A 15,889-nucleotide genomic window follows, 5' to 3' on the forward strand; every position below is an offset into this window, starting at 1 on the left:
CAGTAATGGCAGGGTGTTTTTTACATCAAGGAAAATCTTCCTTAACTACATATACATAATGTTCCATTACAAATATAATGATAGTTATCTGTATTTGCTGCATATTTTTTCTTAACTTGTGGGAGGAATTTTATTATGTCAAAAAGAATAAGCTTGTCATTTTTATTACTAACTTTTTGTATGATTTTATTTTCATTTTCAGCACAGGCTCAAGTTAATACTATTACTAGCAATGGAAAATTAGTTGTTGATAGTACCAATACAACAAAAGATTATTTTGAAGTATCGGCGAGTGATATATGGTATATGGGGTGGCATAAAGCGGATAATTCTATTGATACTGGTCCTTATTTTGCTGTTTATAAAACCTCGGAAGGGTCAAATTCGGCAAAGTGGTACTCAATGCAAAAAGATAGTAGTAATGTGTATCGCTGGTCTTCAAAAGTATATTTTAACGATTTTTCTAACGCCACAGGTGAATACACAATAACTGTTTATCAAAATGGAATCGCGAATTATCCAGGACAAACGAGTGTGAAAGCAGAGTACTTTCTCGGCGAGCTTAAGGTTAATTATTTAGATGTCAGGACTAGTGAAACAAATACATATAAATCTAATTTCGACCTATATGCGAGAAATTCCCCAAATGTTCAAGGGATATTTTATGCTGTCTGGAGAACTGAAGATGGAGTAAATACAGCGAAATGGTTTGGGATGACAAAAGATTCCAGTGGTCAGTATGTAGATAATGTTGATATTCAAAATTTTGATTATAAAATAGGTGAATATCAAATTAATATATTTAAGACTAATGCAGACGGATCAAACAATCTCATTTCAAATACTAAAGTTAATGTAAACCCTGCAACTTCTAGCAACGAAACCATTCAAGGGGATTCATTTCCTGTATATGCGTATAAGATTAACCCTAATTTAACAAGCGCTTATTTTGCTGTTTGGAAAGATGAAGATGGAATAGATAATTCAAAGTGGTACGATATGACATATGATAATGTAAATAATCGTTGGAATTCAACGGTCAATATTTCAGATTTCAGCAATCGAGATGGAATTTATAATGTAAATGTTTATGGTGAGTTAGTGGATGGAACTTCAATTTTTCTTGGTCAAGTTAAGATTAATATGTTTGCAAAACAGGTTCCTGTCTTGATGTACCATGAAATTGGTGATCCCAGCACTGGGGCTGTATCGGCAACGGATTTCGAACAACAGATGCAGTACCTTAAAGATAATGGATATACCATGTTAACTTTTGATCAAATTGCTAACTATAAAAATTATGAGAAGCCCATCATTATAACGCTTGATGATGGTTACGCAAATAATATGCAGGCATATCAAATATTACAAGGAATGCAAACGAGTTCTTACAATCCAAAAGCTACAATTTTTATGATTGGCTCGTTTATTGATAATCCAAATGTTAATTATTTATCTGTAAGTCAAATGAAAAACATGAGTGATAGTGGGATTATTTCGTTTCAAAGTCATACTTACAACCATGTGGATCTTCGAAGAACAGATGTAGATGAAGGTTTGGAGTATACTACATCAGCACAAAAAATATTTTCGATAACGAATAAGCCTGTTAACGTAATGGCATATCCAGTAGGTGGGTACAATTCAATTGTAGTTGAGACCATAAAAAATACTGGTTACTTATATGCGGTTACAACTGATGATGGCAAATATATTGGTACTAATGATTTTGAAGGGAATTACCAAATTAAACGAATTGGTATTTACGGGAGTTTACCAATTACTGAATTTGCTGAAAAAATTGAATAGAACCTAAGAGACATTACTTTATTGCTTATATAATACCCTGGTTAAGATCGCCGGAAGTTGGTTCAAACGAGATTGATTTGAATTTAGAGCCTACTTAAACAAACCTGTCAGGCACATGCCCGGCGGGTTTGTTTTTATCCGATATTCTCGAGCAATTCTACAGAGTTATTTCGCACATTACCTCCAGCCGAAGGGACTTTATAAGCCCGCATTTTAGAGGCATCATATGGCCTCAGCAGCTTTAATAAGGATTCGACATCGTCATTATCTCTCTCCAGCCAATCGGCTTTATCCTCCGACCGGAGGATCACTGGCATACGGTCATGTATATCAGCCATTAAACTGTTTGGGGTTGTGGTGATGATGGTACATGTGCTGATTTTCTTGCCTTCCGGATCTTCCCATGTGTCATACAATCCGGCAAAGGAGAATATGTTGCCATCACTCATTAAAATTCGGTAGGGCTGTTTGGTGGAACCGTCCTTTTTCCACTCGTAAAATCCATCCGCTGGTATGATGCAGCGTTTGGACTTCAACAAACGTTTGAAAGCAGGCTTCTGCGCAACGGTCTCAGCTCGAGCATTAATCATCTTGCTGCCGACCTTGTCATCCTTGGCCCAGAAAGGTACAAGCCCCCAACGAAGCTCCTCAAGACGTTTGCCATCGTTAGTCGCGATCACTGCTGGGATGTTATGCATAGGTGCGACATTATAGTTTGGCTGAAGGGTAGCTGTTTTGCTATCATCTATTAGGTAATGGGATAGTATCTCTTCCAGGGTTATTGTGATTGTAAAGCGTCCACACATGTTATCCACCTCCAAACATAGATGCCTTTATGATAATCATTAAATGGCGTGTTCAAACAAAAAACTCCTCTATCCAATTATAGCTCTTGGCTACTTTGGATAGAGGAGGTAAGTGTTGGGACTACTTATTAGGTTGTTGTATACTCACTTACTTCAAAGGTTAGGATTTTGTCGAAAACTACATAATCTTTACGTTTTTTGAAAGGGCCTTTGTTATTCGTGTGCTTATCAATTGCAAACGAGCCTGGGCCTCTGCCTGCATCACGGGCATCATACCAGTTTACGAATGCTTCAACTTCAGCGATTGGAAGGTCGTATTCCTTTTCGGTGCCGTTGATAAACGTAACTGTAAGCAGCGCTCGGTCACTTGATGGTTGTTCTGGTGTCGCAGTTGGCTTTGGCGTTGCAGTCGGCACCGGCGTTGCTGTTACTGTTGCTGTAGGCTCCGGAGTAGCTGTCGGTGAAGGACTAGGTGTAGGAGAAACTGTTGGTTCAGGCGTAGCTGTCGGTGTTGCCGTTGGTGTCGGCGATGGGTCTAGAAAGGGGTTGGTAGTCGAAATGTTCGTAGTGTTTCCAGTGCTTCCTGTTGAGCTAGTCCACGACACATTTGTAAGAGTAGCTCCTGCATTAAGTGTTACTTGCATGTATCGCATAACATATATCGAATGCGCATTTATAAAACTACCACTTAAAGGCATAGGCGAACCAACTGGAGTACTGAAAAATAGCTTCCCATTAATATCAAAAAATTTAAGATCTGTTCCTGTACCTGTACCGGTGAATTTAAAATTAGCTATATCTTGTCCATTACTACCAAAATCAATATATACCGTACCTGGACCAACACTTGCAAAAGCACCTTGTACAGGCAAAGCAGCAAACATTAACACTAAAGCTAATAATAGTTTTAACTTTCTCAATTATTACACCCCTCATATACATCTTGTTAGCGTTCTTTAGGTATTAGGTAAGTAATCCGGATTGTTTAAAAGCTGATCAACAATAAAAAGCAAGTCGTCGTCATTCACATATTCATCACTGGCTTGCTGAGCATTATACTTTACCGGATCAACATCAGGCGCAAAATATTTGAAGTACCTGGCATCTATCGCAAGGTCAACAAGGGTGTACGTACCTGACTTGTTGACGTCCGTTGCCTCGATGATGACACTGTCTTCCAGGCAGTTATCTTTCTCCAGGTCATATTCCTCTTCGGTATCTGCAATCCTCGATTTGGTTGCATCGACGACGGCTGTCCCTTTGGCTTTGGCCTTAAACTTGAGTTTTACGACAACAGTATCTTTATTGATGCCGTATTCTTCACCCTGACTTGCCACTACAAAGCGGACAGCACCGTTTTGATCAACGGGTTTATTGTACACTTTATAGCCCGTTACTTCTTCAAATCCGAGATACTGCAAGTGCTCCTTATCGTACTTTACTTCAAAGTCTTCAGCGTAAATATCCTTAACGTTTTTAAGTGATATATCCGCTGTGAACTCTTTGCCTAAACCGATTTTTTCTGGAGCAATGGCTACATCAAGAGTTGGTTTTAATGCGGGTGTTGGAGTAGGGCTTGGTGTAGGTTCAGGTGTGGCCGTTGGTGTAGGCGTTGATGTCGGTGTGGCCGTTGGTGTAGGCGTTGGCGTTGATGTTTCCGCCGGCGTTATAGTTATGAAGACATTAACAGAACTTGCTCTATTAGTACCAGTTAATATTATTTTATTGATATTTTGATACGAACCCACTGATATTACATTATTGTATCCCACGGTACCTATAGGATAAGTCCCAGAATCAGTAATAATACTTACATTAACTACATTAGGAGAACCGTCACTACCAGTGTATGATCCTCCTGCACCTTGTAGCTTGATTGAACTTGCATTAATAGGCTCAGATGCAATGAGCTCATTAGTGTCGTAATTGCGAACAGTAGTGGTGCCACTGTATACTGTTCCATCAAATTGTAAACCAGTAATTGACGGAGAAGCAAATGCAGTAGTTGCTACAAAGCACATGAATATTGTTAAGAACATAATGATTTTTTTCATATTAATCTCCTCACATAATGTTTTTCATAAGTTATTTCTATAACCATCTTATGTATCCGACAACTTGATAGTTTCATTTCTCCTTTCATTGAAAAATATGTATTAATGTTGTAATGTTGCTTGACTATCCTAAGACGAAAAATGTAATTCGTCTAAACATTAATTCTTATATTTGGGATATATAGATTGAAGACATTAAAAGTACATAATTATGGGAGTTAACACATATAATCAGGATTATTTAGAGAGCATTTGTTTGATTTAAATGCAAACAAATGTTCTTTTTTGGATTTGAAGAATATCGGTCATGAGGATGAGAACCGGTCAAACAATAGAAATTATATATCCGGATAAAGTCAGGCAACGAACACAGCGGAAATTGAGGTACTCGGGATTCGGTCATGGACCCCAAGGTTAACAAAAGCAGTAGTCGAACAATGTTGTAATTCAGATGAGAATTATGACAGAAGGTCACGTTAGGTTAGCTTTCTTGCAAGAAAAGCGGGCTATCTTTCCTGTGATTTTCTTTTTTTGAAATAACTCCTCGATAAGTTGTGAATAAATTCACATTTTAGAATTAATACTACATTTGCATTTAACTAATAAGGAGGTTGATTGAAGTGAGTGATAAAGTTCCAGGCTTCCCGGATAAATCTGATTTTGATCAAAGTAAGCTTCACGAAGCAACTGCAAGTTGGGATTTCCATCGTGATCCAGGCACTGGCGGAAAAAACTATGGGGAAGATCTGAAGGCTCCAAATGGTACAGTAGTAGTGGATTTCAACACACATATTGATGCCGACCATAACACCAAAGGAGGGGCAGATATACACGCTTACATTGAAGATAACGGTATGTATAGAATTCCTAGAGGTGTTCATGTAGGTCACAGACTGACGCCTGGTTCTATTGGAGGTCCAGGAGCATCCTATAAAGGGGAAATTACAATGACAGTTGTAAGTGATGCGGATTGGTGGCCTGTGGCAACCGAAGGCCCACATAAATTAATCAATTACAATAAAATAAAAATCCAGTCATGTTCTATGGCTGGATTTTTAGCTAGATCATAGATCTGATAAGGAGAAGCAGGATTTAAATGAATATAAAAGTGTGAGGAAACAGGGATGGCTTTAAAATGGAAATGTGACTATAAATGCATCGGATTCTGGGACCAATATCCTGTTAACTACTCTTAGCTTTGTCTGGAAATGCACTCAACCTGCCAGCAGGCCCCCTCCCCCGATAATACCTCCACCATAATCCCCGCTCCCAAGCGAAATCCATGCTTGAAACTAGCCGCCAACTCCATGCCATGAGTTTGGCCATACAAGTCTAACAGCGCTTCTAATTCGTCGAATTCTTCCGCTGAAAGCCGCTTCTTCCAAACCTCTATGATGTCATATGTTCTTTTTCTTAAAATGGAGTACTGTGGGGCATCGGGTATGATATTTTCATCGGGATGCAAGTTGCCGTGATACAGGCTCTCTAGAATACTATCCACTTGCTCATCTCCTTCATTGTTAAAGTACTTTGTGTTCAACAATAAAAGATATAAACTGGTATATCTACAGAGTATACTCTACAGAAGGATGGAATTGTTTTCTAAATCTTTCAACATCAGTATTTTTAAACGGAGGTACCCATGAATAAGAGAAACCTACTCCTTTCATTCATTCTTCTATTTGTTATTGCCTACATCGCGTTTGGGGCATGGATATCGCATGATACCAAAATCATATTAGAAGAAGCGATGAAGAAGGACGCTGATATGATCTACATGAGTCCTTCAGTATACAGCAAAATAAATCCTGTTGAACGCGGGATGACATCTGATGCTTTTGAGTATCATTCAAGCTCTCATCATATCGGCTTTGTATTGCCGCTGCACTTCTTCGCAGGTTCAAAGGTATATGTAACTCAGAAATATGAAGATAATAATTTTGCATTCAAAGAACCTGTTCAGTTAACGCTGAAATTAAAATCCGGGAAGTGGTACGCGACCAAGGTTAGTATTCAGCCTTAACGGGAATAAGGGGCTGTCCCAAAAGCCATGAAATGGCTGCTTGGGACAGCTTTTTATTTTGGAGTAGGATCAACGTGAGCACTTGGGTGGACGCTTCGCGAACGGACCGTTGTTTGGGTCGCTGTGGTCTCCAGATTTTTTTCATTCCCTTAGCGGTGAAAATCCGGAGACCAAGGCGACCGCTGCCGCTTTTTCACAATCGTTCCGTCCTCTCCGCTGTTTAAGCGGGAAAAGTTTCTTCAAATCTTTCTAAAATCACAAAAAGAAACCTCTCTTTTGTTAAAATGGAGTTACCACACAACCATTTCAAAGGAGAGGTTTCTTTTGTACATTCAATATACCATGGACCAGCTTTGCTTGCCAATGGATCTGGAAGAAGATATCCCGGAAAATCACCTCGTTCGCGTCGTGAATGCCGCCGTCAATCGGCTGGACAACGCCATTTTTGACGCGGCCTATCCCGGCGGCGGCCGTGACAGCTACCATCCTAAAATGCTCACCAAAGTCATCATCTACGCTTACACTCAGCGAATCTATTCGTCTCGCCAAATCGCCAAAGCGGTCCGGGAGAACATTCCCTTCATGTGGCTGGCCGGACGGCAGCGACCCGACTTCCGCACGCTGAATCGCTTCCGTTCCCAGCGGATGAGAAAGGTCCTCGAAACGGTATTTACCGCCGTGCTTCAGTTTCTGGCTGACGAAAAATACGTGTCTCTGGAGCATTATTTTGTGGACGGAACTAAGATCGAAGCGAATGCCAATCGCTACACCTTTGTCTGGAGCAAAGCGGTCAGCAAACACAAAGCGAAACTGCAAGATAAGGTACAGGCCCTATTCGCTGACATTGAAGCAGCGGAAGAGCAGGAAGAACAAGAGAATCAGGGCAAAGATCTGGCTGAACTCAGCACGGGTTCGCAAATGGACAGTGAGAAACTCGAACAAGCCGTGCAAAAGCTTGAAGCTCAGCTTGCCGAAAAACCGAAAGACAAGCCCCTAAAAAAGACGGTTCGGAAGTTGCGTAAGGATTTGCTCCCTCGACTGCAGAAGTACGAACAATATCAAAAGCTGCTTGGGGACCGGAATAGTTTCAGCAAGACCGATCCCGAGGCAACGTTTATGCGGATGAAAGAAGATCACATGCAAAATGGCCAACTGAAGCCAGGTTACAATCTACAGATCGGGACCGAAAACCAATTTATTTTAACCTACAGTCTACATCAAAGACCGGGTGACACCCGCTGTTTAGAACCACATCTGGCAAAAACAAAGCAATTCCTCGGAAAACTTCCAAAGACGGTCATTGCAGATGCCGGCTATGGAAGTGAAGAAAACTACGCCTATCTGGAAAAGAGCGAGATACAGGCCGTCGTGAAATACAGCACCTACCACAAAGAAAAGAGCAAAGCCTGGAAAGCCGACGTCGGAAAAATCGAGAACTGGACCTACGACGCATCCGAGGATCGCTGGACGTGTTTAGCTGGATACCCGCTGTATTTCCAACGAGAGAGCAAGGAAACCACAGAGAGTGGATACGAAATTAAGAAGCGTCATTACCAAAGTCAAAGCTGCGGAGGTTGTCCGCTAAAAGAAAACTGCACGAAGGGAAGCGGAAACCGGGAAATCGCAGTCAGTTTGGAGCGGCTTAGATACCAGAAACAGGCGAAAGAAATCCTCCGAAGCGAGGAAGGCTATCTATTGGCCGTACGTCGAATGACGGAGCCGGAAAGTGTATTTGGACAATTAAAAAATAACCGGGGCTTCCGGCGCTTTCTGCTTCGCGGCATGGAAAAAGTGACGCTAGAGGTCGGTTGGCTTTCGCTTGCTCACAACCTGCTGAAGCAAGCAGCGAATGACCAGAAACGCAAGGGAGCGATCCTCCAATAATGGAGAATCGCTCCCTTTCTTACAAATTAATCCTTTAAGAAGGCATGGAATTTTTCCCCACCAGTAGAGTATCTACTTTTGGGACAGCCCCTTATTTTAGCATGGCAAAACAATCTCAAACTCCGTGCCCTGCCCGATTGTCGAATGTACCTTAATTTCCCCGCCGTGTGCCTCCACGATGGTCTTGGCGATGCTCATGCCGAGGCCGGAGCCGTCGGTGGATTCCTCGGTGTTGGTTCCGCGGTAGTAGCGGTTGAATAGATGATGCAGTGTTTCCTCGTCCATCCCTTTTCCATTATCGAGTACCCGAATGCAAGCTTTATCGTTGACGCGGGCAAGAGTGACGGTAATAGTTGTGCCGGGCGGATTATGCTTGACGGCATTGGACAGCAGATTGTCCATCAGCCGCTGTAACCAGGTTACGTCTGCCTGTATGAGCAGGGAATTCTCTTCCCCGGTGTACTGAAATAGATACTCAGACATAGTGGCGTCATTGACGTACTTTAATACGGAGCGGCGCACCAATTCTGTCAGATCTGTCTCCCGGCGCACCATGATGGAATCGCTCTGCTTAAGCTGATGGATCAGGGAGAAGTCGGAGATCAGCTCCAGCATGTAATCCCCTTTTTCCCGGATGGTCGCGCCCATGATCCGCATTTCCTCTTGGCTCCATTGCTCAGGCAGCTTCTCCAGCATATACCCGTAGCCTTGAATCGTGGCCAGGGGTGTGCGCAGATCATGGGAGATCCCTGACATCCACTCCGCTTGCTCCTTCTCCAGCCTCTTGCGGTCCCTCTCGATTTGCGCCAATTGATGAGTCATCTGATAAAAGGCTTGAATCACTTCCTGATAGAGCCTGTTGCGGGTTCGCATAGTGCCATTACGGCGGAAGACCTTGCGCTTGTCCTTGGCGGTCAGCACCTCATCGTACTGGCCCTGGCCCATCCGTTCGAACCAGCCTGCGAACAGAATCAGGGGCCGCCCGAAGCGGTAGCCATGCCAGATGGAGACCGACAGCGCGAGGATCAGGATCAGCACGGCAGTCCAGATGAGTCTCGGCGTTACATTTTCCAATACAGGATGCTTCAGGGGGAGTCCTGCTGCATGGGGCGTGTAGACGATCCAGGTCATTCCGCTCAGCTCGTCCCGGTGGGCCGCAATCCCCGCGTCATAGTTGTCTGGAGATTGCTGGATGGCCAGAATGTCCAGGGGCCGATATGCTTTTGGTGCATACGTCTGATCACCAATGCCTTGTACGGTGTTACTCTCAGAATCAATCACTTGCAGATAACTGCCAGTCTCCCGAAGCTGCTGTTCCAAGAGGGGAACGGCTTCACTTCTTATCCTTCCTTGCTGTCCGTAAGCGTTGAACCACGCCGTGAGCTGGTCCAGGTCAGGGGTTGGATAGCCGAGTACATATAGAAGCGGGTCCTGAAACGAGAAGTTCAGTTGTGTCTGCACAGCATAAGCTCCCAGTCGCCGTGTCTCCTGGATATTGAGCAATTGAGCAGTGGAGTAGGAGGCAGGGAGTGCAGGGTAGGGAGTTGTATTGATACTGTAGACGACCTCTCCTTCGGCACTAACTACCTGCAGCCACATCTCTTTCTCCTCAATAAGCTTGTTCCACTGGGAGAAGATGTGAAGCTTCCCGTCTTTGTACTGGGCTTCTTGGGCAATCTGCTCCAGGACGCCAACCGGAAAGTTCCGGCGGATCTCATTGCTGGTCATGTTCTGGAATAACATGATGCAGGCAGCCAAGGCAAGGGTCACAATCGCTAGAGCATAGAAAATCAACTGATACGTGAAATGGAAGGCCATGCGCTGCTGGATTTTCATCGATCCCCCGGCTCCTTCACCAGCTTGTAGCCGAGTCCGCGTACCGTAAGCAGCAGCTTCGGGTCGCCGGGATCGATTTCGATCCGCTCCCGGATGCGGCGGATATGCACCATCACGGTCGAATCATCGCCCTGGCCGTTGATGCCCCAGACCTTGTCGTAGAGCTGGGTTTTGGAGAAGACGATTCCGGGATGCCGGCAGAAGTGCAGTAATAGCTGGAAGACCTGTGCAGGGCAAGGAATAGGCTGTCCCTCTACAGTCAACTCACCCTCCGCCTCGTTAACGGTGAAACGGCCGAACCGGTAAATTCCTGCATCGGGAACCTTCGCAGCAGCGGACGCCAGGACTTCCGGCTCCAACCGGCGTATGCGCGCTTGAATTCTTGCGGCCACCTCCAGGGGGTTGAAGGGCTTGGTGATATAATCATCCCCGCCCATGGCGAAGCCTCGTAGAATATCGAGATCAGTGGCCTTGGCTGTCAGGAACAGGATATAAGGATTCCCGTATTCGCGGATCTTGGAGCAGAGCTCCAGCCCACTGCCGTCGGGAAGCATGATGTCGAGCAGGACGATATCGGGGACCACGCGTTGCACCAGGCTGATAGCTTCAGCACAAGTGGAAGCCCCATATAGTTGTTGAAAACCTTCGCGGCGAAGCACCATTTGCAGCATGGTGATGATCGAAGGTTCGTCGTCAATGATCGCGATTTTAATCGCGGATAGATTTGGCATTTTGTCACCCTAGTTCAAAATAGCATAGTTATCTTAACAGAACCTAAACAGCGGGGACAAAATTAAGCCAAAATTCAGCGTTTCGTTTAAGTTCCGTTCCGGCGGGGTTGGTAGGATAGGTCTGAGCAGCACAATAGAGCTTCGATGAGAAGAGTAGGAGGAAAATAGTATGTGTATAAATGGTCACGATCTGGGGGAATGGCAATGAGCAGCCCTTCCATGTCTGAAATGACTCACACCCGGCCCGGCTGGCCGGAGATTCTAACTGCACTGTCCCTCTATATGATCGGCGTCGTATTCCTTGGTGTCTGGATGCTTCAAATTCCTGATGAGCAAGCCATCTTGCGTATTAATATCGGTGGGGCGGGCAATGGTCTGATTGGCTTCCTGGCTCTGTTTGCAGCCTACGCCCTGCGGATTCGCAATTTACGTGCTTTCGGGTTTCGGAGGACGGAGCGGAAATGGCTGCTGGTGGCGGTCGTCATCGGGATTGCCGCGTTCGGGGGATGTTTTGTGATCGAAGGGATCTATTATCACTTTATTACCGAGATCAACACCCAGGCAGACTTCCAGACAGCAGCGCAAGGCGGTCCGCTCTCGCTCTTCATTCTGATTATCACCGGGGCCATCCTCACGCCGCTCAGCGAGGAATTTGTCTTCCGCGGCGTCATTGCCAATGCCCTGAACCGTTATGGCCCATGGGCCGGAATCGTAGGCAGCGCTGCAATCTTCGGCGTGGTTCATGGATTCACCGTGATCCTGTTAGACGCATTCATGGTCGGCGTTCTGGTGGCATACCTGTTCCGCAAGACAGGCTCCATCTGGCCGGGAGTCGTGGTGCATATTGTGTATAATGGCCTTAATCTTCTCTATTATTCTACGTTGTAGATGGAGGAGGGAGTGAGTACTTAGGCTGTCGGGAGATTCCCGGCAGCTCTTTGCATTAGTTTGAAAGACTAACCCCTATAATCTGACAGGTTATTCCTCCCGGATGGAAATGATACTATGAATTAGGGCACGCTTTGCGAGTCTTTCCTATTGTGATTCGTCCCTACCATAATTCATTCCAACAAGGAGACTACATGCTAACTTCAAGAAAATATACAGTATTCGATCTGATCGGGATTCCGCTTCGGGTGATTCCGGTGCAGACGGCGGCGGCGGTGGGATACATGCTGGTGGATGCCCTGATGCCTGCTTATCAGACGCTGGTGATGGCTTATTTCATTAATACGGCGACCGATATTGTGAATGGCCGGGCGGAGTATTCGTTCATCTATAGGCCGCTTGCGCTGATTATGGGTTATGTGATCGTTACTCATCTGCTTCCCAGCCTGATGCAGCTGGTTGAGCTGACGGGGCGCAATCGGCTGAATGTGCGGCTGAAGCGGGAGATGGTGCTCAAGCGGGCGCGGCTGGAGTACCAGCATATTGAGAATAAGGAGACTTCGGAGTTAATCCATAGGGTGTGCGGAGATCCGGTGGGTCATTTCATGGGCGGCTTCAACAATATGATGAGTGGACTCAATCTGCTGATTGGGACCGCTTCGCTGCTTGTGATTGTGATGTCGTCCACGGTCATTACGGGGATTGTGATTGTGCTGGTTGCGGTGCCTTTGTTCTATATTGCCATGAAGACGGGCAAGGCGAATTATGTGCTGGGGATGGATGCGCAGCGGATACGGAGGAGGAGTGCAGAACTGGCGCATATTTTGACTAGCCGGGAGGATGCGGAGGAACGCACGTTATTCGGGTATGGTCCGGCGCTCAGGGATCGGTACGGCAAGCTGTATGATCAGACGTACGCGGTGGAGAAGAAGATACAGATCCGAAGCTTCATTCATCTGAAAAGCGGCTCGATCATCGCCCTGCTGATCGGCATCATTATAGTGGCCTTGCTGTTACCTGCGCTGCACTTGGGTGAGCTAACGATTGGCCTGTACATCTCGCTGGTGACCGCGATCTTCAGTCTCGTGCAGAGGATGTCCTGGCAGTTAGCCGAGACGATGCAGGAGCATGCGCGGATGAAGGAGTATCTGCAGGATTTCTCTGCTTTTGCCGGACTAAGTGAGAAGAAGGATGCTGCTGCTCTACCTGCGGAGTTGGGCGGCTTCGTCTTTCAATCGCTGGAATTCAGGCAGGTGAGCTTCCGCTACCCGGATACGGAGAGATACATATTGAATCAATGCTCGTTCACCATGGTTAGCGGGAAGAACTATGCCATTGTCGGGGAGAACGGGGCCGGTAAGTCCACCCTGATCAAACTGCTTGCCGGGATGTACGATAACTACGAGGGAGAAATCTTCATTAATAATAGGAATCTGCGGGAGTACAGCTACGCGGAGCTGAAGGGCATCATCGCTGTGGTCTTCCAGAATTACGCCAGGTACGCGCTGTCGATCCAGGATAATGTCCGGCTGGGGAAGATCCTGAGGCTGGATGAAGAGCGAATCCGGCACAGCATAAGCAAGATGAATCTGGACGGAATGGTCCAGGGGCTGGAAGCGGGTCTCGATACCTACGTCGGCAAAATCAAAGAGAACAGCCTGGACCTCTCCGGCGGGCAGTGGCAACGGTTGGCGATAGCCAGACTGTTGTACTCTAACTCTGCCATCCATATTATGGACGAACCTACGGCTGCCCTTGACCCGATAGAAGAGAGCAGGCTCTATGAAATGTTCAGTAGCATCCGTGCAGACCGGTTCACCATATACATCACCCACAGGCTGGGCGCTGCGAGAATCTCGGATGAGATCCTGGTGGTGCGTAACGGGCGGATTGCGGAGCAGGGCACCCATGAGCAATTGCTGGAATACCCGGACGGGATATACGGGAAGATGTTCGCCAGCCAGAGGTCGTGGTATGAAGCAGAGAGTATGGTGCAGCATGGATAGAATACAGGGGAAGAGATTCCTGAGCAACGGGGTCAGATGCCTGCGGCTGTTATTCCAGGTGAATCCCGGGATGTCTTATACGTACATCGGCATTGCCTTGCTCCAGGCGGTCTCCTGGGTGCTGCAGGTGTTATTGTTGCAAAGGTTTCTGGATGCGGCGGCTGCATATGCTACTGGTAGAATAGGCTTCAGGATGATTCTCCTGTCCTTGGGCGCGCTGGCGCTCATGTATCTGTTCTATCATGTCATGGATGGACTCGGGAACTGTTATGAGGAGATTTACGGGCTAAGCGTGGGCAAGCACCTGAACCTGATGATTTTTAAGAGAGCAGATTCGTTACAGGTCTCTGAATTCGAGGACACGAAGCGGCTGGATTATATCCACAAGGCTGTGAACGGGAGCGGCAAGCTGATCTGGATCGGGACTACCTTACTGGACATTCTGTTCTACTATACGACTTATTTCGTGTTCATCGGGTGGTATCTGTTCACGCTCAAGCCGGTGCTTGCGCTAAGTATTGTCGTCGTATTCCTCCCGGTGATGCTCTCTCAATGGGTCCTGATGTCGGCATTCAAGAATCTGGAAGCGGCATCTGCCCCGATCCGGCGGGAAAATGACTACTATGAACAGTGCTTGACGGACAAAGCGTATCTCTCAGAGACCCGGTTGCTGGGAGCTACTGCATTTTTTGAGAATCTGTATACCTCTTCCCTGCAACGGTTGAACGCTATTGTACTTAGGACGCAGGTACGCAAGCATCTCGTTCAGCTCATACTGAATATAGTGACGGTTATGGGCTACGGCCTGATCGTATACATGTTGTTTGTCTCTGTGATGAGACAGGAGATTTCTATTGGAGCTTTTGCGGCGGTGCTGGCTTCGATTGGCAGTCTATACCGGTTCATGAACAAGCTGATCTCCGAGAGAATCGCCTGGGCTACGGAGAATATCGGGTCTACTGAGAATTTTCTGGATTTCATCGACGAACCTGTTCAGAGGACCAGCAACATGCCAAGGCCCGCAGACAGTAATATTGAGCTAAAAGGTGTCCGGTTCCACTATCCGCTGGCGACCCGAAATGCGGTGGAGGAGATCGACCTGATCATCCCGAATAAGCAGACGCTGGCGATTGTAGGTGAGAATGGAAGCGGGAAGACCACGCTGTGCCGCATCATTATGGGGTTATACCCGCCTACGGAAGGGGAAGTGTGGTACGGGAAAGTGGAGGCCTCGCTGACTAGCTATGAGCGAACGTCGGCTGTTTTTCAACATTATCGCAAGTATAATGAGACTTTACGGGAGAATGTGCGGATCAGCCAATATTCCAAACCAACAGATGATGCCGCAGTAGTATTCACGTGTGAGGAGGCCGGGGTGCTTTTATCCGGTGAAGGGGTTAAGGAAGGGCTGAATACGATGCTGGGACGGGAGTTCGGCGGCACAGATCTATCCGGCGGCCAGTGGCAGCGTGTAGCGATTGCGCGCGGATTGTTCCGGGACAGCGACTGTATGATCTTGGATGAACCTACGGCGGCCATAGATCCCCTGGAGGAGACCCGTCTGTATAACGACTTCGCCGCCCTGTGCCGGGATAAAACCGCAGTCCTCGTGTCCCACCGGTTAGGCTCCGTGAAGCTCGCGGATCGAATCCTCGTGATGAAGGACGGAAGGATCGTGCAGGACGGCACGCATGAGCAGCTAATGAGCATAGAGGGCGAGTACCGGACGATGTATGAGGCGCAACGGAAGTGGTATGTGTAGTAGGGGGCGGAGGATTCATATAGAAGGAACTGATATAATTCTAAATACAAGAATGAGTTAGATTGAACTTGAAACTATTCGGATAGGGAA

General features: G+C 46.4%; 13 protein-coding genes. 7 read left to right on the forward strand and 6 right to left on the reverse strand.

Annotated features, from left to right (window positions below; all coding sequences use genetic code 11):
• Window positions 1–135: 135 nt before the first annotated feature.
• Window positions 136–1,809, forward strand: a complete 1,674-nt coding sequence (locus MKY64_RS03680; RefSeq protein WP_340950942.1) for a GBS Bsp-like repeat-containing protein — start codon at window positions 136–138, stop codon at window positions 1,807–1,809.
• A 134-nt stretch (window positions 1,810–1,943) separates the two neighbouring features.
• Here the strand turns inward: MKY64_RS03680 and MKY64_RS03685 are convergent, their stop codons facing one another.
• The 3 genes from MKY64_RS03685 to MKY64_RS03695 form a co-directional block, all read right to left on the reverse strand.
• Window positions 1,944–2,615, reverse strand: a complete 672-nt coding sequence (locus MKY64_RS03685) for an SOS response-associated peptidase (RefSeq protein WP_340950944.1) — start codon at window positions 2,613–2,615, stop codon at window positions 1,944–1,946.
• 128 nt (window positions 2,616–2,743) lie between these two features.
• Window positions 2,744–3,535, reverse strand: a complete 792-nt coding sequence (locus tag MKY64_RS03690) for a hypothetical protein (RefSeq protein ID WP_340950946.1) — start codon at window positions 3,533–3,535, stop codon at window positions 2,744–2,746.
• 36 nt (window positions 3,536–3,571) lie between these two features.
• Entirely contained in the window at window positions 3,572–4,669 is a 1,098-nt protein-coding gene (locus tag MKY64_RS03695; RefSeq protein ID WP_340950948.1) for a cohesin domain-containing protein, read from the reverse strand.
• Window positions 4,670–5,289: 620 nt separating this feature from the next.
• Here MKY64_RS03695 and MKY64_RS03700 point away from each other — a divergent pair.
• Complete coding sequence (locus tag MKY64_RS03700) at window positions 5,290–5,739, forward strand: hypothetical protein (RefSeq protein WP_340950952.1); 450 nt, start codon at window positions 5,290–5,292, stop codon at window positions 5,737–5,739.
• Between the two features lie 122 nt (window positions 5,740–5,861).
• Here the strand turns inward: MKY64_RS03700 and MKY64_RS03705 are convergent, their stop codons facing one another.
• On the reverse strand, window positions 5,862–6,170 hold the full coding sequence (locus MKY64_RS03705) for a DUF6809 family protein (protein ID WP_339250088.1): 309 nt from the start codon (window positions 6,168–6,170) through the stop codon (window positions 5,862–5,864).
• Between the two features lie 141 nt (window positions 6,171–6,311).
• Here MKY64_RS03705 and MKY64_RS03710 point away from each other — a divergent pair, with 141 nt between their 5' ends.
• Both MKY64_RS03710 and MKY64_RS03715 read left to right on the forward strand, forming a co-directional pair.
• Complete coding sequence (locus tag MKY64_RS03710) at window positions 6,312–6,692, forward strand: hypothetical protein (RefSeq protein WP_339250086.1); 381 nt, start codon at window positions 6,312–6,314, stop codon at window positions 6,690–6,692.
• A 324-nt stretch (window positions 6,693–7,016) separates the two neighbouring features.
• Window positions 7,017–8,576 carry an IS1182 family transposase gene (locus MKY64_RS03715; protein ID WP_340950956.1) on the forward strand — a complete coding sequence of 520 codons (1,560 nt, stop codon included), beginning with the start codon at window positions 7,017–7,019 and terminating at the stop codon, window positions 8,574–8,576.
• A 96-nt stretch (window positions 8,577–8,672) separates the two neighbouring features.
• Here MKY64_RS03715 and MKY64_RS03720 read toward each other — a convergent pair whose 3' ends face one another.
• Together MKY64_RS03720 and MKY64_RS03725 are read right to left on the reverse strand one after the other, a co-directional pair.
• On the reverse strand, window positions 8,673–10,412 hold the full coding sequence (locus tag MKY64_RS03720) for a HAMP domain-containing sensor histidine kinase (RefSeq protein ID WP_339250084.1): 1,740 nt from the start codon (window positions 10,410–10,412) through the stop codon (window positions 8,673–8,675).
• A complete protein-coding gene (locus MKY64_RS03725) occupies window positions 10,409–11,143 on the reverse strand; it encodes a response regulator transcription factor (protein WP_339250082.1) in 735 nt (244 codons plus the stop codon). Before MKY64_RS03725 ends, MKY64_RS03720 begins: the two co-directional genes overlap by 4 nt.
• Before the next feature lie 204 nt (window positions 11,144–11,347).
• On the opposite strand from MKY64_RS03725, the gene MKY64_RS03730 reads away from it, so the two are divergent.
• The 3 genes from MKY64_RS03730 to MKY64_RS03740 all read left to right on the forward strand — a co-directional run bounded on the left by MKY64_RS03730 (window position 11,348) and on the right by MKY64_RS03740 (window position 15,799).
• Complete coding sequence (locus tag MKY64_RS03730) at window positions 11,348–12,031, forward strand: CPBP family intramembrane glutamic endopeptidase (RefSeq protein ID WP_340950960.1); 684 nt, start codon at window positions 11,348–11,350, stop codon at window positions 12,029–12,031.
• Between the two features lie 194 nt (window positions 12,032–12,225).
• Window positions 12,226–14,037: an ABC transporter ATP-binding protein gene (locus tag MKY64_RS03735; RefSeq protein ID WP_340950961.1), complete on the forward strand. Its 1,812-nt coding sequence runs from the start codon at window positions 12,226–12,228 to the stop codon at window positions 14,035–14,037.
• Window positions 14,006–15,799: an ABC transporter ATP-binding protein gene (locus tag MKY64_RS03740; RefSeq protein ID WP_340950962.1), complete on the forward strand. Its 1,794-nt coding sequence runs from the start codon at window positions 14,006–14,008 to the stop codon at window positions 15,797–15,799. Before MKY64_RS03735 ends, MKY64_RS03740 begins: the two co-directional genes overlap by 32 nt.
• Window positions 15,800–15,889 lie beyond the last annotated feature (90 nt).

This window comes from Paenibacillus sp. FSL R7-0210 (assembly GCF_038009085.1).
Taxonomy (GTDB): Bacteria; Bacillota; Bacilli; order Paenibacillales; family Paenibacillaceae; genus Paenibacillus_AQ; species Paenibacillus_AQ silagei.

What these genes read in the sequence shown, in the direction of transcription:
- MKY64_RS03680 (WP_340950942.1), top strand. Translation starts at nt 136, where the DNA reads ATGTCAAAAAGAATAAGCTTGTCATTTTTATTACTAACTTTTTGTATG.
- MKY64_RS03685 (WP_340950944.1), bottom strand. Translation starts at nt 2,615, where the DNA reads ATGTGTGGACGCTTTACAATCACAATAACCCTGGAAGAGATACTATCC.
- MKY64_RS03695 (WP_340950948.1), bottom strand. Translation starts at nt 4,669, where the DNA reads ATGAAAAAAATCATTATGTTCTTAACAATATTCATGTGCTTTGTAGCA.
- MKY64_RS03710 (WP_339250086.1), top strand. Translation starts at nt 6,312, where the DNA reads ATGAATAAGAGAAACCTACTCCTTTCATTCATTCTTCTATTTGTTATT.
- MKY64_RS03720 (WP_339250084.1), bottom strand. Translation starts at nt 10,412, where the DNA reads ATGAAAATCCAGCAGCGCATGGCCTTCCATTTCACGTATCAGTTGATT.
- MKY64_RS03725 (WP_339250082.1), bottom strand. Translation starts at nt 11,143, where the DNA reads ATGCCAAATCTATCCGCGATTAAAATCGCGATCATTGACGACGAACCT.
- MKY64_RS03730 (WP_340950960.1), top strand. Translation starts at nt 11,348, where the DNA reads ATGAGCAGCCCTTCCATGTCTGAAATGACTCACACCCGGCCCGGCTGG.
- MKY64_RS03735 (WP_340950961.1), top strand. Translation starts at nt 12,226, where the DNA reads ATGCTAACTTCAAGAAAATATACAGTATTCGATCTGATCGGGATTCCG.
- MKY64_RS03740 (WP_340950962.1), top strand. Translation starts at nt 14,006, where the DNA reads ATGAAGCAGAGAGTATGGTGCAGCATGGATAGAATACAGGGGAAGAGA.